The sequence below is a fragment of the Gordonia sp. C13 genome (genome assembly GCF_023218005.1).
Lineage (GTDB): Bacteria > Actinomycetota > Actinomycetes > Mycobacteriales > Mycobacteriaceae > Gordonia > Gordonia namibiensis.
Genome location: NZ_JALPSY010000031.1, coordinates 19,951 through 37,633 on the forward strand (window position 1 = coordinate 19,951; position 17,683 = coordinate 37,633).

A 17,683-nucleotide genomic window follows, 5' to 3' on the forward strand; every position below is an offset into this window, starting at 1 on the left:
GATGTCCGACGACCAGGGGGACCTTCCATGTGGGGACGTAAGTCACCGAAGGCGCAGCCATACCGGCTTGAAGACCACATCGACGACGCTCACGTTCGGGCGATCAACGCCTACGTCAAGCAATTGATGGCCGAACGGAACCGGTTTGTTCCGTTCGTATCGCCTCGGTACGGCGGCACCAAGGCCAGGCTGCTCGCGGTGCACAAGATGCCGGGTGCGCTCACCGACCCCGCCAACCGCGGGAGCGGCTTCCTGGACTTCGACAATCGGGATAAGGCAGCTAAGCGCCATACTAAATACCTAGAGGACGCGAAGATCGCGTTCGACGACGTCATGTCCTGGAACGCCATCCCGTGGGTCGGTGCAGACTTCGACGACTATGACCAGCGCTACCAGGGCGCCAAGGCGCTCACCAGAGTGATCGAGGAGTTGCCCGACCTCTCTGTCATCATGCTCCACGGCTCCGAGGCCAAGGCCATGTGGAACCAAACGATCAAGAACGCGTTTCCACGTGTCTACGAGAGGTTCAACCCCATACAGACCTGGAGCCTCGGCTACGAGCTGGTGAACCCGGAGAACAACAGTCAGGCACAGATCGACAAGTATGAGCGTGAGCTAGCGCAAGCGTTTAGCAAAGCCGAGAGACTCCTTCGATACGCGGCCCCGCCGATGAAGCGGATCGATATCGAGGGCGACGACACAACTGATCCGGGTGTCACGCCACCTCCGAAGGCACCTCGACCAACGGCGCGGACGAGCAACCCTGCCTGGGAGGACGACTGGGGACGGGATTGGCCTCTGCCTCCGGATGAGCGGTAGCGGTTCGTCACGGCGGGTATGGTGCCGCCATGACTACGGACGACACTGACGAGCCAGTGTCTGTTCAGACGCTACATTGGCTGGACGAGCACGAGCCTGAGCTCGAACTTTTGCACTACGGGATCAACGCAAGCAGGCGTCGACAGGCTGAACAGTCGGAGCACAGACTTCGCACGCTCAAGTCGGGTTTTTTGACCGGCCAGTTTACAGCCACCGTGGGAATCCTGATAGTTTCCGGGCTCCGGCTCTTAAGAGCCCGACTTCACGCGGTCGGCGACCATTGTTGTAGGTGGGGTCACCAAGTCGTGGCGGTTCGACCGAATGGCCACGGTGTGTCATCCGGCGACCGGGGCGTTGACTGCCGAGTTCGCCGGCGTAGCCAAGCACCACGGGGTATCGGTGGCGATGTGCCCACCCCGACGCGGGAACCGCAAGGGCGTGGTCGAGAGGGCCAATCACACTGCCGCGCAGCGCTGGTGGCGAACCCTTCCCGACGAGGTGACCATCGAGGACGCCCAGGCTAGATGTGACACATTCTGCCGGACCCGCTCAGACGTGGGGATGCGTCGCACCCGCGATGGCCGGTCCAACGTGCTCACCGTAGCCAAACGCGAGCCCCTGAGTGCCCCACCACCGGTGCCGTACCCGGCCACTGTCACCGAAGTGCGACACGTGTCTCTGTAGGCGCTGGTGTCCAGGAAAGACAACCACTACTCGGTGCCACCGGAGTTGGCGATGAGCGAGGTGACCGTCAGCGAGCGCCTCGGTGACGGGCATATCGACATTGCCACCACCTCGGGCATCGTGGTCGCCCGCCATCGCCTCGCCACCGCCGGATCGGGAGCAAAGGTGCGTGACCACGGGCATGTCGTCGCCCTGGACACCCTCGCCCAGGCCATCGACTCACCGAGTCGTCGACCGCATCGCCGCAAGGAACGAATCCCACCCGGCCAGACCGCGCGACAAGCCGCCGAAGTGTTGCGCCGCAACGCCTCCAACACCGGCGCCGCCCCCGTAGAGGCGTCGGTCATCGACCTCAACGTCTACGAACGCGCCGCACAGAACAGGACCCGCCTCCCATGACCACCAAGACCACATCGTCGGACTCCAATAGTGCTGCACCACAGTCACAACCAGCGATCTCGCTGTATCAGCAACTACGCGGCCATCTGGCCGTACTCAAACTCGATGCTGCCGCCCAAGCCCTGCCCCAGGTCCTGGCAACCGCTGGCGAGCAGGAATGGACGATGACCCAGACCCTCGAGCATCTCCTCGCGATCGAGGTCGATGCCACCGAGGCCCGCCGACTGGTCGGCCGGCTACGGTTCGCCTGCCTACCCACCCGGCCACCCTGGATGGGTTCGACTACGACGCCGCCCCCGGCGTAGACCGAACGTCGATCCGCGAACTGGGCACCTGCGCCTACCTCGAGTCCGCGACGGACGTACTGCTCATTGGACCTCCAGGCACCGGCAAACACATCTGGCCATCGGCCTGGCCCACGCCGCAGTACACGCCGGATACCGCACGTATGTGACCACCGCCGCCGACCTCGCCGCCCGCTGCCACAAAGCCGCGATCGAGGGCCGATGGGCCACCTGCATGCGGTTCTTCGCCGGACCCACCCTGCTCGTCATCGACGAACTCGGCTATCTGCCATTACCCGCCGAAGCCGCCTCAGCCCTGTTTCAAGTTGTGGCACAACGGTATCTGAAAACATCCGTCGTGATCACCACCAACAGATCGGTCGCCGAATGGGGCGAAGTCCTCGGCGACACCACCGTCGCCGCAGCCATGCTCGACCGGTTGCTACACCGCTCAGTCGTCCTCAAACTCGACGGAGATTCCTACCGGCTACGCGACCACCACGCCCGCACCCAAAACCAGCGCGCCGCCACCGCGCCAACCCGGCGAACGCTACAGTAAGAGCCGCCCACGGGTAGGGAATTTCAATGAGCACACCTGGGGAAGTTTCTTGAGCCTCGTCAGCTCGATCCTGATCACCTCGAACATGCCATTCGGGCGCTGGGGCGAGGTCTTCGCCGACGACATCGGCGCCGCCGCCCTGATCGACCGATTGGTCCACCACGCAGAAGTCATCACCATCACCGGCGATTCCTTCCGCACCAAAACCCGGCGCGACCTCATCGAACACGAGCAGTAACCACTACAAGGGGTCAAACTCAACCGTCGAAGAGGGCTCAGAATTCAGCCGCCGTTGACACAGCTCCACGACGTACCAAACCTAATGCCATCGGTGATCCGGGCAGGTCCCCGATAGCCGGATGTCAATGCAAGAACCACCAAACTGCGGCCCGCGACATGCAGCCCTCAAGCCGGTGCAGCAGGCGGAAGCTCTGCAAGCGCGCTGTGACGGGACCACTTGAACCCTGAGTCGTCGTTCGAGTCCGAGCGTCGTAAACGAACCAGACGTACGCGTTCACCAGCATTCGCCGTCAATAGATCGCCCGGTACTCCACTCACCCATCGGGGACCGAGGGGGGAAGCGAGGAAGATGGCAGCGATGCCGTTCGCCGCTCGTTCTACCCGCTCAATCGTTCCATCAACGCAGTCGGCGTCCGGCCAGCAAACGGCAGCATCCCAATGCGGTTGGCAGTCAAGCCTGCGTCGGCAATACCGGCAAGTCTCCGGTGCTGGCGTGGCGACTGACGTGTCCGCTTCGCGTGCCCTCTCAACGGTTTCCAGTGCGGCTTCCACCGATGTGGAGTTCACACTTAGCGGCATGAGCCCGCGGTTGAGCCGGAACACCTCTACTTTGGTGGGGAGAATCCCGTGCACCTGCTCAACGAGATGGGCGTAGATAGTGAGTTGAAAGACGATCCACGGAGGTAGTGAGTCCTCCTTCGAGGTCGGCGTCTTTAGGTCTATAACCACCGCCTCGCGTGGCTTCATCAACACGATGTCCGGAGTTCCGCGAAGCCTCCGAATCGGATCTAGCAGTTCTCGCTCTGCATGCACGTCGTCACCCCAGAGAAGGCGTTCAGCCAGTTGTGATGCCCTCGCCAGCAACCGCGCACGCGTAGGCGGCCACTCGCCGGTAGGTCTGCCGCTGCACTCCGTCAGCGCTCCGCTGATCGCTTCAGAGAGTCGACTACGAGGATCATCGTCGCGATACCCGTCCGATTCGATCCACAGCTGAACTGCGCGGTGAGCAACGGCACCTGCATTTGGCGCATCGCTGGTCAATGGAACCGGGCTATTCACTACCGGACCGACCGATGCAGCACACTCCGTCAGTCGCCACGCGCGCGTCGGCGACAACCAGTTGTGAGGTCCCCCAGTATCGATCGTCACGTCTGCGGGATTATCGCGTCGCACAGTTCGAAGACCTTCCCCGGGTCACGATCAAGAGTGAACGTGTCGGCGAAAACAATGCCGCGCGCGTCAGAAGCCTCGATCTCAGCCTCGGCCATTGTGTCCGCCAGCCTGTCCCCCATAAATGACGTCTCTGTGGCTTCGAGGGGATGCCTCGCAATCAGGACATGATCACCAAGGCGCGGATGCGTGAAACGCACTGCACCTGGAACATTGGTGAGAGGGTGAGCGTCATAGCCGTACGACCACGCCCGTAACGCCGCAGTTTCAACGGCCGTATCAACCGTGAGCCTACCGCTTTCAAGGACCTCCAGTAGATCACGCGCGAGACGCCAATCCAGGAGCGCGTGGTACGACATGTTGCCGTAGTCCCGAAGACATCGATAGCACGAAGCACTGCATGATTCAACGTGATCGCGTTCAGCCAGCCGATCAAGGTATTCGTGAAGTTGCTGAATCAACTCATCCAAGATCGGTTGCTGCCCGAGATGTGTGGAGAACCCTGCACCATTCTCGAGCGTGTCGGCTATGAACGCATAAGGGACGGACTCGCCGTTGGCGAGTCCGGTGAAGATTCCCGCGACGAGTTCAAGCGGCTCGATGTCGAGCTTTGCGGCCGCTACTTTTCTGATAAGGAACGCGAGTGAGTACCACGCCGCGCGTCGACCATCTTTGAGTTCCGGCGCTCCGTACGGTTGCACTACACCACCGAAATTCAGGCGCAAACCCTGATCTGCGATAGTGCCCTGCTGTGGACCTACAAACAGAAAATCCGTGGGCTGCACGGCCCCGAGTGCGACCTTAAGCTCGGTACCTGTCGCGTCCTTCTGATTGAGTATGCCCTTCTCAATCGCATCGACCGAGACATACCCGCCCCAATCTTGACTACCGGGCGTAGCTTCCTTGAAACGAAAAAGCCTGCCGCCGTTGTCATTGATTATATAGCGATCGCCAGGACCGAAATACGCCACTGCAGATCCAAAATCTGTCTGCTGCAACTGGGCCAAGTCGGCATGTGCCCTCGCCGCCATTGCCCGCGGCGTCCAGGCGAAGTTGCCGTCGAAATCACGAGCGGGCGACGAACGGAAGCCGCGGGGCTCCCGCAGTTGAAACGCTGCGAAACCCTCTGGACCATAACCACATCGCGGGCACGTTGCCACATCACCGATGTCATCGTCAGTTAGATAGGAACAGGAGCGGCAAAGATGGATCGGCCGCTCGGAGCCAAGAACATCTTCCGCTGGAGGTCGGGGACTCCGCCCGATAGGTTCGAAATCAACGACCCCGACGGACGTGTACACACGCCCATCTCGGACGACCTCACTCAATGGGGCGAATTGGCTCACTGCCATCGCCAGGTCGCGATCGATGACCCATGAAGGGGGCCAAGGGTACGACCGGTAGGGGCGTCGGAGATACAAATGTCGCACACTGGTAGGGAATCCGAACATCGGGAGCACACCGCGTTCAGCAAGCCGCTGGCTCAGCTCGTCGTGTCCCGCTCCTGAGACAGCGTCTGAAATTAGCGCTGGCAGTTGGGCTATCACCTCATCAGCCAAGCTGTCGCTATCCGCGGCAAGCGGCGTGCGGTCAGAAACCGCGCGTGCGACCTCCTGAATAAGCTTGCGGTTTGCTGAAAGCCATGCGGTGAGAACCGGTGCTGCATCGTTCCATTCGGCCACAAGGCCGAATGCACCGTGCACGTTAACCGTCGGCGTGAATGTTCCACTGCTAGCGAGGATGCTCTGTTCCACATCGGGCATCGCTTGGCGCAGCACCTCTGCGTTCAGCGATCGCAAGAAGATCTCACGCCTGTTGACGGCCAGGTATGGCTGAGGAGTGGGATCATTGGTGATCCGAGTCGGCTGGTCGAAGTAGTACTCGTCGTGACTACGTCCGCGGCATACGGTCAGCGCGATCGCGACGGGTGTTCCCCGTCGACCGGCACGGCCAACACGCTGCTGGTAATTGAATCGTGTCGGCGGCATATTGCCTAACACCACCGCAGACAAGGAGCCGATGTCGACGCCCGCCTCCATCGTGGTCGTGACACTCAACAGATCAACGCCATCAGCACGTGCGATCTCGTTGTCGAGGAACACATTTTGGAATCGCGACTGCCGGGCCTGGGCATCTATCCGATCAGTTTGGCCAGTCAACTCCTCGCAATTTAGTCGAAAGTGGCCAGAATCGGTGGTTGCCTTCCACCCGTAGTAGTCGTCCTCGGGGGAAACTGGTGTGCACTGAGCCGGTAGTGGTTGCTGACATCGGGTGCAGTAGCCGCAGCCGCGGACTAGATGCGGCCTTCGGCAATTGCCACAAACCCATCCAGTGCCGTCACCCTGGCGCAGTACGACGGCATTGGGATCAATGAGGAAATCACGGACGGCTGCGCCGCATTGGGCGTCAAACTTCGCCCTCAGGTCGCCTTCGGTCGGCCCACCGGCCTGTTCGATGGCCCTCCAGAAGTTCCGGAGTTGTCGCGGGGGGTCGCTGCGGGGATGACGCAGCCCATAGAACCGGCGTGTGTCCGCGAGCACGCGCAAGCCTGACCGCGCGTAGGCGAGGTCGTTCGTTAGCGCGATATCAAGTGGCATGGCATCATCCGCAAGTGCCAACCACCCAAGCCCGAGTGATTCGAAATCACGGCCCACGCCAGAAAAGAGGCCGTCAAGCATCTCACTCAACAGCGACTGATTGATCGTTGCGAGGAGCCGTTGCTGCTCAGCGGAAAGATTGCCTCGTGGGGTAGGCGGGGCGGCATTCCAGTCGTAGAGCGTGGGCCAACGCCGACTCCCTTTTCCTCCAGTCTCTTGCATACTGGCGTGCGGGCCACCCGGGTTCATTCCCAAGTCGAGTAACTGACCAGCGATAGCACCACTGGAAGCCTCGATTGTCGGCCCGCGTCCCAGCCGCGCCGCGAGGGGTGTCTCATCTTCAGGTTTCGTACCTGGGCGCGACTCCCAGACATCTCGAATCTGCGCAAACGTCGTTGCATCCCGCGCTTCAAGGCGGCTATACGCGGCCCACGTCTCGTCCGTCCGAACTCGATCAACGACATTCGCTCGCGCCAACTGAATGTCCGCTAGTGCATCACCACCGCTGTCAAGCTGCCGATGCAGCAAGAGTCGCAAGAGGTCTTGATAGTGCCGGAGGCCAAGGCCTGACGACAGTTTTGCCGCGTCCTGACGGCTGTCTGTGAAGAGAATCAACTTTCTGTCACTGCTCGGGAGGTCGGTCGCCAGCTCCGTCGTGAGGACTTGATTGATCTTCTCGAAGCCGGTGCGCATCGCCCTAATCGGCGAGCGCTGGGCCAGTGGGTCGGTGTGGGGCAATCGAACGCCATCACGCCCGTACTGAATTTCCCAGTCATCACCGCAGGCCGGACACACAGTCGGGTACGGGCTAATGGTGGCAGGGTCGCGGTGCTGGCGACCAGCGGCCGGAACGACGGCATGGAAGGTCCAGCCCGTGTGTCCGCCGCCCGCACCGGTCACGCGAATAGCGCCCGATGCCGGCACAAGCGCAGACCGGCGGAAGTCATACCGCACACGTTTATTGTCGCGTGTCCAAGTCGTTTGATCAGGCGCGGTCAGTGCGTTCGTCTGATTCGGCCAGTAGACGAGATAATTGGCGGCGGTCCGGTCCAATCGGACCTGATCGGGTAACTTGCCGAGCTCTGGGATGTCCGCTAAGAGCAGTGTGTCAACCCGACTTTGCTGTGTCGCCCCTTCTGGGGTAAACCCTCCAAGAAGGACGTCTCCACAGTTCTGGCAGTACAACAACTCCAGCACTCGCGCACCACACGTGCAGCGCGTTGTCGGCTCCGCGTGCAGGCGGCCCACAGTCCGCGGCGAACCACCTTGCGCCGGCACATCAGGGCAAGTGGGGTCAGTACAGGCCCAGAGTCCAGGTATGTTTCGAAAGAAGTAGTGGGCCCGTAGTTTCGGGTCCGTAGCAACTGGGGCAACCGTCAAACCGTTCAATAGAACATTGAGAGCCTCATCCCGCAATTCTGGCTCAGCGTCGGGAAACATCTCTGCGGCAACAACATCGAGCGTCTTCGCTACGGTCGACACGCGCTCTGCGTTGCCGTGGTCGATGAATGCCCGACGCATTGTGTCAGTCAATCTCCGGTCTCGGGCCAATTGGACTGACCCCTCAGCATCCGCCGCCAGGATCGCCGACACGTCCTGGGCCGACCCCACCGGCGTAACCTCTGGCATGTCGAGTTCGCCTTCGACGAAGTCGAATGAACTCGCGTCCACACCGAAGAACTCTTCGAGATACTGCTGATCACGTTGCGCATCGAGCGAAGCCGATGCAGCTAGGATCCGTAGTTGATCCGGCCGCTGGTCTAATCCCAGCCGATGCTTGAGCTTCCTCAGTAGATATCCGACTTCGGTCCCAGCAGTACCCCGATAGGTGTGCAACTCATCCACCACAAGGGTAAAGCGATGATCGGGGCTAGCGTCCAACCACTGCCGCGTCAAGGCAAAGAAGCTCTGATCACGATCGCGTAGTAGCATGACGTTGAGCATTGAGTAGTTTGTGACGAGCACGTCCGGCGGTGCATCGATCATGTCCCAGCGCGATCGCATCTCTGCACCGTCGAGTCTTGGCACGAAGAATCGGATATCTGGGTCGCCGGATTGACTGGCAACTTGGGCGGCCCGCGCCGAACGCACATCAGACTCGGTCAAGACATCCCGCAAGCGGCCCAAGGCGAGTGTGCTTTCACGACTCCCCGTGACAGGTGTCGCACCGGTGTACCGCCCGAAATAGAAGCGATGCCCCCGACGATGGGCATCGAGCCATTGCCTTGCAGCGTCACTGTCGAGCGCGCGCCGCATACGCATCAGCTGATCGTCCACTAGGGCGTTCATCGGGTATAAAATCAGCGTCCTGACAGCTTGCGGTCGCTGACTCTCGTCTGCGCGCTGCGACTGAAAGGGCGCACCCGTGGTACGCCACCACGGCCGAAGGCTGGCTGCAGAACCCTGCCAGTTTCGGGATTCTTCGAGCAGTGAGGCAATCACCGGCAGCATGAACGATTCCGTCTTGCCTGATCCGGTTCCGGCGGTGATCACCATGTTCCGGCCCCGTGTCAGGCCGGCAGCCAAGGCACGCTCCTGATGTGTGTACAGCCGAATGCCTGGCGGTATCAGACCCGCGGCCGCGAAGGCGCCCAGTTCGACTGGCGCGCCACACTCCGCGACGGATTCGCTTAACGTACGCGGAACGTTGACATACTCTGGCCGCAGCTCGATCAAGGGAAAGCGGTATGCGCCGTTGTCATGGTCGAAAATTTCGCGGCGCTCCTGCTGAAGCCGAGGATCAGCAAGCCCGAAGGGTGTCTCGTAGTACCGAAAGTATGCGTCCCGCAATCGATTAAACGTACCCATGACGTCCAGCCCGCGCGCGGAAGGTGCGGGAAGCGTTGGCAGCACTATGAACTCCTCTAATCGTTACGTGATGGGCGTGAGTCGCTGGCGGACGGATCGCGCTACTTGGTCGGCCACTGATCTTGAAACATTCCGATAGATTGCGGTCTTTGCGAGTTCACCGAAGGCGGGTGGCTGACCGCTGCACAGAACGAGCGCGCGTGCTTGAAGCGGTGGGAGTGGTGCGCCCTGGTCAACAAACAATGTGCCCATCTCATCGTCGCCGTCAACGCGCTCAAACCGCCAGCGGAAGACTTCGATCCCGTTCTCGGCTAGGGCCCAGAGGACACCGTCTGCATGGACAGTGTGAAACCATTCATCGCCGTTGCGGTACAGGTAAGAGGGACGGCCTTGCACGGAAATCTGGCAGAGCCCGGATTGGCTTGTCAGCCTTCCATCTACGAACCGTAGGGCGCCATCCAATTGAAGGTGTTTCACTGGCGCGGCGTAAGCGGGCGGCGCGGCGGGTTCTCCCAGCCGCAATGGCGACAACCTGTCCGCGATATGGTGGGCCGCCCGACCGCCATAGTCGATGCCACAAGTACTCAGACCTTCAATGAGATCATTGATCGTATCCAACTGCAGATAGACCTGAGTCGGAGTCTTCAGTCGCGAATCGCTTGCAGCGCAGGGGATTTTTTGCACCGAGAGTAGATCGCCGAGTTCCTCGACTAGACCAAGGCGACGACAGCCGGCAAGCACAGTCGTACCACCGCATGACGGCAGCAGCACGGCAACTGCCGGAGCCATCGCCCAGCGTCCGCCGACCCAGTCAACTTCGACATGCGCCAAAGCGGTCATATCCCGCAACCACCGGCCCGTTTCAAATGGCTGAGGATTCAGGTCGGCGTTTCGGGCCAGCCAGGCCACACGTTGACGAAGATCCCAAATATCGCCTTCACCTGTTTCGCTCATCCATGCGAGCATTAGATCAGCGTCCATCGAACCTCTCCCACGCGGTTCGGTACATATGCCAGATCGGGTCGTCGGCAACGACAACCTCGCATAGCTCTCGCCAGATCTCACTGTCTTGCGGTGATAGACTACGAAAGTTTGGTTCCTGCACACGAATCCTGATGACTGACCATCGATCGCGACGCTTCTGCGCTAGCCACGTCGCCTTCGGATGATCGACCTCGAACATCGGAAAGCTGACCCCGTCGAAACCGACTGGCGATAGCGGTTCTCTTATCTCTTCCAACTGGCCGCTGGGCAGGATGAGCCAGTTCTCTGCTGCCCCGCGGCGCGCAAGCACGGCATTCGGTTCGGGTGCTCTATCAGAGCACAGGGATCCGCAGATCGACTGCGGCAGAGGCAGATCACCTAACCTGCCATTCGACCAACCAAGTTTGCCAATACCGGGCGGGTTCCGATCGTCTGCGCGGCCAGGCGCGACCAAGAACGTCAGCTCTTCCCCGTCTGCGCGAACGACGTGAGCCCCCTCCCTCCATGGGCCGATCCGGCTGATTGGGAAAGGGAAGATCGATGCGAGCAGACTATCGACTGTCCCATCAATGAAGACATCCGTCTTGCGAGGTTCTGCCCCAACCGGAAGAGCGAGATCTGGTTCACCACCAGGAAAGTAGATATTCCTGCCGATGCTGCGAAGGATCGGCAGACCATTCACCAGCCGAGGGCGGATGTTTGCACCCACTCGAAGGTTCCTAGCGACCGTGACAGGCAGAACAGCCATCGCCTTCTCGAGCGAAGTCTGGTCGCTGAACCTCACGCCGTAGAAAATCGCGTAGCCGGAAAAGACTCCGTCAACGATCGACTGAGCCATACGCTGCCATCCGCCATCAGCTGCATCGTTCAATACACGATGAACCGCTGGAACAGACTCTGACGCAACGAGAAGTACCCGTTCTTCGTAGGGCTGCAGTGCATCGACCGACATCCACCCGCCTGCATCAGCATTGTCTGCAAGCACAAGCAGTTTCGATGGTTGAAACTCCGCAACGCAATACTTGCCCCGCGCGGCCAGACCGTTTGTCAGTGCAGCGGCGCTCACCGGCGGCAAGCCATCCACCTCGAACATTGAGTTATATGGATCGGTCGTCAGCAACGCGATAAATTGTTCGCCGTCCGAAACTCCCTCTAACAGATCCTCTGTCACATCCGACACCGCTGGGATCACCCACCAGGCCGCGCTCCGATCGATATCAACCACCAAGCGCAGATCAAGTCGACGAAGACCCTCGGCGGTGATTATCTTGCCGTCCCATGCGACCGCGAGCTGATGTACAACCGTTCGCATGTAGTCCCCAACAACAGGCTCACTGAGCGACGCAATGAAGCGCTCGCTGAGTCCCTGTGCACGAGTGCTCGTCCAGACACGCAACATCGAAATCAGAGACGAGGGGCTTGGTATACCTTCCCTTCCTAAGTTGAGCTTGTCGAAGAACCGAGTAAGCGCGGCGCGGTCGCTTTTACGCACTAATGTCTGCGAAAGCGGATAGCCGATCCGTGTCAGTTCCGGATGCTCACGAATCGTCGAGAGGCCGAACTTGCCACCGTTCTCGTCCAGCCAGCGATCGAGCCTGACCCACATCCCAGCAACGGAGGTGAAGGCACCTTGATCGCGAAGGGCAGTGCGAAGCGTAGCTATGTCAGCGTCCGATCCATCCGGCAGCAGGGCCTTCGCGAGTGGGACGTAGTAGTTGTTGCTCGCTATCGACCCATCGCGTGACATCTCAGAAGCAGCCAGCACACTGAGTGCAAGAATCGGCAGTGTCGGCGGCGGCTCATCCCGCAACCCTCGATGCCAGGTGACGTCCGCCCGTTCGACTCGAGCGAACATCAATCGTCCGGCGGTGACGTCCACAAGCTGACGTACGGCGCCGGCTAGTGACCGGGGTCCGTCTTCACATTCATCGGAGAGGTCTTGCAGAACAGCGCGGTCGACGAACATGACCACAGGTTGCTTCTCACGACCGTTGAAGAACTCACCGGCCAGTCGAGCTTGCCAAGTTTGGTAAGCGTCTGGCAGGCCCGCCACCCCTCTGCTCGTCACGAATCCCCCATATGCGCACTATCCCGCCGCAAACGGTAGTCCATCCAGCAGCTGCAGCGAGGTGTTTCCGCGCTCGGCGTGGCAAACATGCCGCTAAACCTTCAGCGCTGTCCGCAACCAACTTCTGGCGCGGCCACGACTGGGTCGCAAGGCCTTGCGCCGCCCATCGTTCAGCATCGATCTCCGCTATGGGGTCGAAGCGATCCCCATTAGCGGGTACGAAGCGAGCTCCGACCAGCCACCCTTGGGAGGAACGGACAATCCCAACGCTTGACCCACGAGGGAGTCGTTGTCCTGATGGCCGAGGACCAAGATTCCTCGGGGCAAAGCGCTATTCTGGCGGCCCCGTTGCCACGCGCGCGCTTCATGAAATCGTCCTGTTGCGCGACGGTGGCGAGCTCGGCCTGCCGCACGATGCGGCCGTTTACCTGGCGGATAGCTAGTTGACGCGCGCCTGTCCGTGTTGACTCCCCCGTTCTGACTTAGCGCTGAAGCTGGCATCGCACGTTGCAGCGTCAAATGGATGGAACTGAACCCGTCCTGGGTCTGGTGAAGACCGTGATCCACCAGGAGAATGCCTGTATGTCTGCTCTGCACCGAGGCAGTTCGATCAGGAAACGCGTGGGCGAGCGGTAAGGATGTATCACGACCGCCTCGCCGAGCACGCCGGGTCGAAACTCGCCACTCGTCAACATGTGGGAGAGCCCGGGCCGGGCGGCGCGAGGATGTCCCCGCCCTGGCGGGACGGGATCATCACCGCCGAACGATAGCGGGAGAACGCCGACGTCATCACCAACACCGGCAACATCGACAACTGATTGTGGCCCACCGGGATTCGATAGTCGGGGACCACAGATCCCACTGCGAACACTCGGCACACCCTCACTGCGATGCAAACGGCGGATCTCCGCCCACTGCTCCACTGAAATCACCCTCCTAACAAGACGGGGGTCAAAATTCACCCGTTGCCAGGGGGTCAGCTTTCAGGCGTCGTCAATAGTGGCCGATGCTACCGAGCCGACCTTCAACGACTACCATGAGGCCGAGAGCACCAAGGACCTTCTTTAGTCGCTGCGACGCAACACGGATAGCCCACCCTCGCAGCCGCCGAAACCCACGGGGACGCAGTTCTGCGCCGCCGATATCGCGGCATCTCTCGGTCAGGCCACCGCGCTGCCCGTACGCCGTCGCTACGTCCCAGGTCGTACGAGTGTGGTGCTAACCGCGATCAAAGTCATTCTTACGTCCAAGCTCAACCACAGCCCCAACAGCATTCGGCCGAGGACGATTCACCTTTAGACGCTAAAGATCCTTGCGTCCTCCGGCCGCTTCGTTGAGTTTGGCATGCTGATACCATGGCCGATCATCTCAGCAAAGGGGGTCGCTCCCGAAACATGGCCGCGATCCGCAGTAAGAACACCAAGCCCGAGCTCGCGCTTCGCGCAGCGCTGAGAGATAAGGGGGTCACTGGGTACCGTGTCCATAAGGCGGACCTACCCGGCCGACCCGATATCGCATTCACCCGCTGGAAGGTGGCTGTTTTCGTCGACGGCGTCTTCTGGCACGGCCACCCTGACCACTGGAACCCGGCGACAGCGTCGTCAGACTATTGGCGACAGAAGATCGCTGGGAACATCGAGCGCGATCGTCTGGCCGACGAGGAACTCACCCGAAGGGGTTGGAGAGTCATTCGTATATGGGACGTAGACATTCGTAACGATTTGGAGGATTCGGTTAACAGAGTATTGACCGCCCTAAAATCGGTCGGCCGAACCACACCTACGCAGCGTCCACCACCGTTCGACCAGAGGCGGATGAAGCAGTCGCCTCAAGAGCATCGCAGATTTCAACAGGCATTTCCCATTGGGTCAAGAGGTCAAGGTAGAGGTTCCGGCCCCGGCCAACAGCGCGGTCTCAAGTACGGTACCGTCCGGCCGCGCACCTCGAGCTCAGACACACTCTGCCCAGCGATCTCGCTCGCGACAGTGTCGCGGACGCATGAAGCGACTGGATCCCGGCGGCGCGATCACCGCGCAGGTTCTGCGTGACACATTCGACCAGCTATGCGACGGCACGCGCACACAGCGCCATCGCTGGGACCGTCGCTTGCCACGTCGCGCCGAAGGAACCCAGCTGGGAAGGAGCTGTCGGGCTCGGGCCGTCGGGTCTCGCACTACGCGCGGCGACCCTCGAAACACGGCTCCCCCTTTGACCCCTCTGGTACGGGTCCCGCCGCGCAGGGTGACGACCCTCCATTTAAACCACGGCGCGCATCCCGGGATTGTCAGATGGCCCTGACATGATGGACACCATTATGGAGGGCAAGACACGCGCGACCCAGCTGACAGCCGTAGAGATCTGCGCAGGGGCAGGAGGCCAGAGCCTCGGCCTCCACCTCGCGGGATTCAGGCACACGCTTGCCGTCGAGCTCGACCGCGACGCGGCAGCGACACTCGAACGCAACCTGACCCGTATTGCCTCCGCGGAGGGGCTGCCGTCGCCGTCCGTCGTCGTCGGGGACGTCGCCGACGAGGAAGTGTGGAAGCCGGAGGACCACCGCGGGGCATCGCTGCTCGCCGGGGGCGTGCCGTGCCCGCCTTTCTCGATCGCGGGCAAGCAGCTCGGGTCATCAGACGAGCGCGACCTCTTCGCCTGGGCAGTCGAGGCCGCGGGGCGCATGGAGCCGGATGCTGTCCTGCTGGAGAATGTCCGTGGGCTGTCGATGCCGCGCTTCGCCGGGTACCGCCAGGCCGTCCTCGACCGATTTGTCGAGCTCGGGTACCGCGCGGACTGGCGACTGCTGGAGGCCAAGGACTTCGGCGTACCGCAGCTCCGACCGCGCTTCATCCTAGTCGCCCTGCGGGAGGAGTTCGCGCCGTACTTCTCCTGGCCTGAACCCACACCCGCAGTCCAGACGGTTGGCACCGCGCTGTATGACCTGATGGCCGCGAACGGATGGCCCGGCGCTGAGGTCTGGGCGAAGCGCGCCGACCGTGTCGCTCCGACGATCGTGGGCGGATCGAAGAAGCATGGTGGCCCCGACCTCGGACCGACCCGCGCGAAGCGCGAGTGGCGGAAACTGGGGGTCGACGGCCTCGGGATCGCGGACACCGCTCCCGGACCCAGCATGCCTGCCAGCTTCGTGCCCAAACTGACGAACGAGATGGTCGCCCGGATCCAGGGCTGGTCCGGGCCCGGCTACGAGTGGGACTTCGGCGTTCGGAAGGGCCGCAAGACGGCGATCTATCGCCAGATCGGCAACGCGTTCCCTCCGCCTGTCGCGCGGGCGCTAGGGGTTGCAATCGCAGCAGCACTGCGCAAGGAGGGCACATCGAGGGGCGATCACGGTGCGAGCAGCCAATATCGCGACGAGGTGTACCGCGCGCTTAGGGAGCACGGCGGTTACGTCTCGCTCGCCGGCCTGCGCAAGGCGCTAGGAGCCTCACTGAGCGACGACGATATCGAACGCCGAATCGAGTTCCTTAGCCGGGACTTCGAGATCGACGTGCGCCAACGAGGAGGCACACCCACCTACCGCCTGGGCGAGTGGCGCGCGTTCCGCGGCCAGGAGAATCACGCCCGCCACGAGGCATTTGCCACCGGTAGCCTGCGCTCGAAGATCAGCTGACCTATGGCAAGCAAGTTCAAACTCCCAGTCGGGTGGTACCGCGCCACCATCATGGACCTAGTGGACAATGAGCTGCCCCAGCTACTCGGTAACCTGACGGACCGGAATGCCTGGGCGTATGTCTATGCGATCACGATGTGGGCCGAGAAGCACGACGGCAAGGACTACCTCCACATCGTCGAGTCCGACAAACTCAAGTCGAAGGCCGGTAGGGTTCTCGCCGAGCGCGCTGCGGACTACCTCGCGGCGAACATGGTGGTCGGTGCGGAGTGCGACCCCTTCGAGGTCGTCGACCACATCGGGCGAGCCTACATCGCCGAGAGAGCGAGACAGGGCTTCGGCCCGCCCCAAAAGAAGCGTGACCCGAATGTCACCGGGGCGGCTTTCGAGACGTCGCTGCAGGTGATCATCGGCAAGCTGTGCGGAGTCATTCCTTCACGCACACCCGACCTACGCACCCTGCAAGGCTTCGAGCTCGCGCCACAGGGATACCACTCCAGGCCGGACCTCGTCCTCTTTGGCCCCCGCGATTTCCGGCTACTCATTTCGACGAAGTGGACCCTTCGCAAGGAGAGGATCGGAACCTACCTACACGAGTCGTACTTCTACCGGCGACGCCGCCCGGACCTGCAAATCGCTTTTGGCGTTAACGAATTCCAGCCGAACATTCTCGGGCACCTCAGCACGGACCCGCTCGTCGATCGCGTCTATCACGTGAATAAGCGAATGCTGCTGGAGCTCTACAGGCCATTCACAGATGTGCCTCCAGAACAGGACGTACCGCAGTCGTCGCTGATCGAAGACCACAAGAATGCGAAGGACTACCGGCGTTGGCTCCAGATGCGCGACAAGTTATTCGACCTGACGGACCTATTCGCCGACATTACTTCGCTGATGAATACGCCCGAGCAGGTGCTCGACCCGGGTCCACCTGGTGATGCTGACGACGGTCTGGGTGATGATTGATGTGTGACCGGTCGGCCAAGTTCGAGCACACGCGCCAGGCGTAGCGAGTCCGAGGAAGCGTCGTACGCCTCGTCGCCTGGCGTCCGCAGTAGGATGCAGCTTCAGAGGACACGCGACACCGCCCCGGATATGGCCGTGAGGCGCATCCTCCATGCAATGGGCCTCCGGTACCGCGTCGACCAGCCTCCGCTACCGGGACTGCGGCGCAGAGCAGATATCGTGTTCGGGCCGACAAAGGTCGCGGTATTCATCGATGGATGCTTCTGGCACGGTTGCCCAGAGCACGGCCGTTGCCGGGCGTGTTGCGAGCGTGGTCCGCGACGCGGGTACCGGGCGCGCAGCCCGCGGGCGGTATCCGGATGTGGCTCAGGCTAGGGGCTAATCGGGACCAATCCAGCCCTGTGCCCCACATCGTCTGCGCTCGCGACAGCTCACCGAATCCGCGTAACCGCCGGTGGCCCAGGGCGCGCGAAGCTC

10 protein-coding genes and 5 pseudogenes are annotated in these 17,683 nt (G+C 61.5%); 9 read left to right on the forward strand and 6 right to left on the reverse strand.

Translation table 11 applies throughout. The annotated features are described in order from the left end of the window. Nucleotides 1–27 precede the first annotated feature (27 nt). The 4 genes and pseudogenes from M1L58_RS20000 to M1L58_RS20015 all read left to right on the forward strand — a co-directional run. Nucleotides 28–819, forward strand: coding sequence for a hypothetical protein (locus tag M1L58_RS20000; RefSeq protein WP_248660219.1), 792 nt, complete (start codon nucleotides 28–30; stop codon nucleotides 817–819). Between the two features lie 285 nt (nucleotides 820–1,104). Further along, nucleotides 1,105–1,902 (forward strand): annotated as a pseudogene (locus M1L58_RS20005) (Mu transposase domain-containing protein); the annotation flags it as partial. Then, nucleotides 1,899–2,745: pseudogene (gene istB / locus M1L58_RS20010) on the forward strand (IS21-like element helper ATPase IstB). The pseudogenes M1L58_RS20005 and istB, both read left to right, overlap by 4 nt. Before the next feature lie 61 nt (nucleotides 2,746–2,806). Further along, nucleotides 2,807–2,983: pseudogene (locus tag M1L58_RS20015) on the forward strand (ATP-binding protein); the annotation flags it as partial. A gap of 167 nt (nucleotides 2,984–3,150) precedes the next feature. Here M1L58_RS20015 and M1L58_RS23655 read toward each other — a convergent pair. From M1L58_RS23655 to M1L58_RS20040, 6 genes and pseudogenes are all read right to left on the reverse strand, one after another. Continuing rightward, complete coding sequence (locus M1L58_RS23655) at nucleotides 3,151–4,158, reverse strand: PD-(D/E)XK nuclease family protein (protein ID WP_374112765.1); 1,008 nt, start codon at nucleotides 4,156–4,158, stop codon at nucleotides 3,151–3,153. Beyond that, on the reverse strand, nucleotides 4,131–9,605 hold the full coding sequence (locus M1L58_RS20020; protein ID WP_248660220.1) for a DEAD/DEAH box helicase: 5,475 nt from the start codon (nucleotides 9,603–9,605) through the stop codon (nucleotides 4,131–4,133). The genes M1L58_RS23655 and M1L58_RS20020 overlap by 28 nt, the downstream gene beginning before the upstream one ends. Before the next feature lie 18 nt (nucleotides 9,606–9,623). Then, nucleotides 9,624–10,541, reverse strand: a complete 918-nt coding sequence (locus M1L58_RS20025) for a hypothetical protein (RefSeq protein ID WP_248660221.1) — start codon at nucleotides 10,539–10,541, stop codon at nucleotides 9,624–9,626. Next, a complete protein-coding gene (locus tag M1L58_RS20030) occupies nucleotides 10,531–12,510 on the reverse strand; it encodes a hypothetical protein (RefSeq protein ID WP_248660222.1) in 1,980 nt (659 codons plus the stop codon). Before M1L58_RS20030 ends, M1L58_RS20025 begins: the two co-directional genes overlap by 11 nt. A gap of 311 nt (nucleotides 12,511–12,821) precedes the next feature. Continuing rightward, entirely contained in the window at nucleotides 12,822–13,025 is a 204-nt protein-coding gene (locus tag M1L58_RS20035) for a hypothetical protein (RefSeq protein ID WP_248660223.1), read from the reverse strand. A gap of 305 nt (nucleotides 13,026–13,330) precedes the next feature. Further along, nucleotides 13,331–13,459 (reverse strand): annotated as a pseudogene (locus tag M1L58_RS20040) (IS21 family transposase); the annotation flags it as partial. Nucleotides 13,460–13,967: 508 nt separating this feature from the next. Here M1L58_RS20040 and M1L58_RS20045 point away from each other — a divergent pair. The 5 genes and pseudogenes from M1L58_RS20045 to M1L58_RS20060 form a co-directional block, all read left to right on the forward strand. After that, the gene (locus M1L58_RS20045; RefSeq protein ID WP_282578922.1) at nucleotides 13,968–14,660 is read left to right on the forward strand and encodes a very short patch repair endonuclease; all 693 of its coding nucleotides are present in this window, start codon (nucleotides 13,968–13,970) and stop codon (nucleotides 14,658–14,660) included. Then, nucleotides 14,611–14,910 carry a NaeI family type II restriction endonuclease gene (locus tag M1L58_RS23660; RefSeq protein ID WP_374112766.1) on the forward strand — a complete coding sequence of 100 codons (300 nt, stop codon included), beginning with the start codon at nucleotides 14,611–14,613 and terminating at the stop codon, nucleotides 14,908–14,910. The genes M1L58_RS20045 and M1L58_RS23660 overlap by 50 nt, the downstream gene beginning before the upstream one ends. 1 nt (nucleotide 14,911) lies before the next feature. Next, complete coding sequence (locus M1L58_RS20050) at nucleotides 14,912–16,240, forward strand: DNA cytosine methyltransferase (protein WP_248660224.1); 1,329 nt, start codon at nucleotides 14,912–14,914, stop codon at nucleotides 16,238–16,240. Nucleotides 16,241–16,300: 60 nt separating this feature from the next. After that, nucleotides 16,301–17,206 carry a hypothetical protein gene (locus M1L58_RS20055; RefSeq protein WP_248660225.1) on the forward strand — a complete coding sequence of 302 codons (906 nt, stop codon included), beginning with the start codon at nucleotides 16,301–16,303 and terminating at the stop codon, nucleotides 17,204–17,206. 93 nt (nucleotides 17,207–17,299) lie between these two features. Continuing rightward, nucleotides 17,300–17,497, forward strand: a pseudogene (locus M1L58_RS20060) (very short patch repair endonuclease); the annotation flags it as partial. Nucleotides 17,498–17,683 lie beyond the last annotated feature (186 nt).

Coding starts and splice junctions, on each gene's coding strand:
- M1L58_RS20000 (WP_248660219.1), top strand. CDS start 28: ATGTGGGGACGTAAGTCACCGAAGGCGCAGCCATACCGGCTTGAAGAC.
- M1L58_RS20025 (WP_248660221.1), bottom strand. CDS start 10,541: ATGGACGCTGATCTAATGCTCGCATGGATGAGCGAAACAGGTGAAGGC.
- M1L58_RS20030 (WP_248660222.1), bottom strand. CDS start 12,510: ATGTTCGTCGACCGCGCTGTTCTGCAAGACCTCTCCGATGAATGTGAA.
- M1L58_RS20045 (WP_282578922.1), top strand. CDS start 13,968: ATGGCCGATCATCTCAGCAAAGGGGGTCGCTCCCGAAACATGGCCGCG.
- M1L58_RS23660 (WP_374112766.1), top strand. CDS start 14,611: ATGAAGCGACTGGATCCCGGCGGCGCGATCACCGCGCAGGTTCTGCGT.
- M1L58_RS20050 (WP_248660224.1), top strand. CDS start 14,912: ATGATGGACACCATTATGGAGGGCAAGACACGCGCGACCCAGCTGACA.